We start from the raw sequence: 2,745 nt of genomic DNA on the forward strand, positions 1-2,745 counted from the left end.
GTCGTCCGACAGCCGCTGGGCGCCGTCGCCTGGATCCTCGCCCAGCGGCTGTCGGACGACGCGCTGATGAGCTGGGGCTGGCGGCTGGTCTTCGGCAGCAGTCTGGTCGTGACCGTCGTCGCCATGGTCATCCGGCGCAAGCTCAACGAGAGCCCCGTCTTCCAGGAGCTGAAGGAGAAGCGGGAGCGGCCCGCCTCCCCGGTGAAGGAGGTACTCACAGTCGGCCGCAGGCCGATGCTGCTGGTCCTCTTCATGAACTGGGGCATCAGCACGCAGTCGTACACCTACCAGGTCTTCATGGCCTCCTATCTGGTCACGACGGTGGGCGTGGACAAGAAGTTCGTGCCGGAGGTGCTGCTGCTGGGAGCGGTCTGCGGCGGCATCGCGGCGCTCGGCTTCGGCACTCTCTCCGACCGCTTCGGCCGCAAGCCGGTCTACACCACGATTCTCAGCGCGCTGGTGCTGCTGCCGGTGCCCACCTTCGTCGCGCTGAACTCCGGGTCGAAGACAGCGATCACCGTGGCGATCGTCATCGGCTTCATCCTGGCCTGTCAGGGCGCGGTCGGCGTCCAGATGAGCTTCTTCCCCGAACTGTTCGGCAACCGCTACCGGTACGCCGGGGTCACGCTGGGCCGCGAGTTCTCCTCGGTGATCGGCGGCGGTGTGGCGCCGCTGGTCTGCACCGCGCTCGTCACCGCGTTCTCCGGGTCGTGGATACCGGTCGCCGTCTACATGACGCTGATCACGACGGTCAGCCTCGTCGCCACCCGGATGGCGCCGGAGACGCGCGACCGCGATCTGAACCTGCCGTACGACGCCACCGACCCGGGTGGGGCCCGCGCCCGCCAGGAGGAAACGGTGCCCGGCGACCGGTTGGAGAAGGTCGGCGACTGACCCGGCCAGGGATCCGTGTGCCAGGGATCCGTGTGCCCGGGATCCGTGTGCCCGGGATCCGTGTGCCCGGGATCCGTGTGCCCGGCATCCGTGTGCCCGGCTCCGTGTGCCCGGCGCACGCCCTCCTACGGAGGATCCGTCTCCGTGACGGCCGCGATCAGCCGGCATCCCGCGCCGTCCGTCCCCCACCGCGCCGACCCGTCCGCCAGCCCCACCGCGAGCCAGCGGCCCCCGGTCCACCACAGGTGGAGCCACCGGGGGCCGCCGCTCAGCTCCCGCCACGGCTCCGGTATCTCCTCGCCGCCGGTGACCCGGGCCTGGAGGCTCCAGAGGCTCAGGACGTCGGGCTCGCCCAGCCGGACGGCCAGCAGGTCGACCAGCGCGGTGTGCTCGGCGCCGCACTGCTCGGGATCCGCTCCCCCGGCCAGCTCCACCAGGTGGAATCCGGGCCCGCCGGTGCCCAGCGCGGTGGGGCCGCGCACCGCCGGAAAGGCGGCGGCGCGCAGCAACTCGATGACGGCGAGGTGCTGTGCGGTGGTCATGGGTCCAGTAAACCTTCGGCCACTGACAATTGGCTGCCCGTCAGCCGTCCACGGGGCGCGGGACGGGTGACGCGGACCACTCGCAGCGCCGTCGGGCACCGAGTACGATCCGCCTCACGAGCGCACGAGCTGGGAGGACATACCGTGGGGCGGCTGACCGGCGGAGACCCTTCCCTGCTGCGGCGGATCAACTCCGCCGTGGTGCTGCACGCCCTGCGGGACGCGGGCTCCCTCACGCTCACCGATCTGACCCGGGTCACCGGGCTCTCCCGGCCGACGGTCGAGGGAGTGGTGGAAGGGCTGGCCGAGGCAGGTCTGGTCGCCGAGTGCGCTCCGGAGGAGGGCGAGGCCCGCAAGCAGGGGCGTCCGGCACGGCGGTTCAGATTCCGGGCCGAGGCCGGACACCTGCTCGGCATCGAGATCGGGTCGCACCGGGTCGCCGCGCTGGTCTCCGGGCTGGACGGCCGGATCGTCGGCGCGGGCGCGCGGGAGGTCACGGAGACGGCCGACGCGGACGAACGCCTGGAGCGCGTCAGACTCGTCGTCGCCGATGTGCTGGAGAGCGCGGGGGTGGCGCACAGCTCCCTGCGGGCCGTCGGCGTCGGCAGCCCCGGCATCGTGGAGGCCGACGGGACCGTCCGGCTGGGCACGGCGCTGCCGCAGTGGACGGGGCTCGCCCTGGGCGAACGGCTGCGCCGCTCGTTCAGCTGCCCGGTGCTGGTGGAGAACGACGCCAACGCGGCGGCGGTGGCGGAGCAGTGGAAGGGCGCGGCGAGCGACTCGGACGATGTGGTGTTCGTCCTGGCCGGGCTGAGCCCCGGGGCCGGGGCGCTGATCGGCGGGCGGCTGCACCGGGGGTTCGGTGGCGCCGCCGGTGAGATCGGGGCGCTGCATCTGCTGGGGCGCGGGGTGACCCCGGAGACGCTGCTGTCCACGACGGACGAACCGCTGCACCCGCTGGACGAGCAGGCGGTGGCCGATGTCTTCGCCCGCGCCAAGGAGGGTGACGCCGGGGCGATGAGGGCCGTCGAGCGGTTCATCGAGCGGCTGACGCACGACGTGGCGGCGCTGGTGCTGGCGCTCGATCCGGAGCTGGTGGTGATCGGGGGCTGGGCGGCGGGGCTGGACGGGGTCCTCGACCCGTTGCGCCACGAGCTGTCGCGCTGCTGTCTGCGCCCGCCGAGGGTGACGCTGTCGCTGCTCGGCGAGGCGGCGGTGGCGACGGGCGCGCTGCGGCTGGCCCTCGACCAGGTGGAGGAACGGCTGTTCGCGGTGGAGGGCTCGGTGACGGCCCGCCGCTGACGGTACG

The 2,745-nt window shown here is 72.8% G+C and carries 3 protein-coding genes; 2 read left to right on the forward strand and 1 reads right to left on the reverse strand.

Annotation, left to right across the window (positions count from 1 at the left end; genetic code table 11):
• A partial coding sequence (locus tag DVH02_RS25025) for an MFS transporter (protein ID WP_114626097.1) occupies positions 1-894 on the forward strand: 894 nt, incomplete at its 5' end.
• Between the two features lie 125 nt (positions 895-1,019).
• Here DVH02_RS25025 and DVH02_RS25030 read toward each other — a convergent pair.
• Positions 1,020-1,436 carry a hypothetical protein gene (locus DVH02_RS25030; RefSeq protein ID WP_114626098.1) on the reverse strand — a complete coding sequence of 139 codons (417 nt, stop codon included), beginning with the start codon at positions 1,434-1,436 and terminating at the stop codon, positions 1,020-1,022.
• A 144-nt stretch (positions 1,437-1,580) separates the two neighbouring features.
• Here DVH02_RS25030 and DVH02_RS25035 point away from each other — a divergent pair, with 144 nt between their 5' ends.
• Positions 1,581-2,738, forward strand: a complete 1,158-nt coding sequence (locus tag DVH02_RS25035) for an ROK family transcriptional regulator (protein ID WP_114626099.1) — start codon at positions 1,581-1,583, stop codon at positions 2,736-2,738.
• The last annotated feature ends 7 nt before the right edge of the window (positions 2,739-2,745 follow it).

It is taken from the genome of Streptomyces corynorhini, assembly GCF_003346515.1.
Classification (GTDB): Bacteria; Actinomycetota; Actinomycetes; order Streptomycetales; family Streptomycetaceae; genus Streptomyces; species Streptomyces corynorhini.

Coding starts and splice junctions, on each gene's coding strand:
- DVH02_RS25030 (WP_114626098.1), bottom strand. CDS start 1,436: ATGACCACCGCACAGCACCTCGCCGTCATCGAGTTGCTGCGCGCCGCC.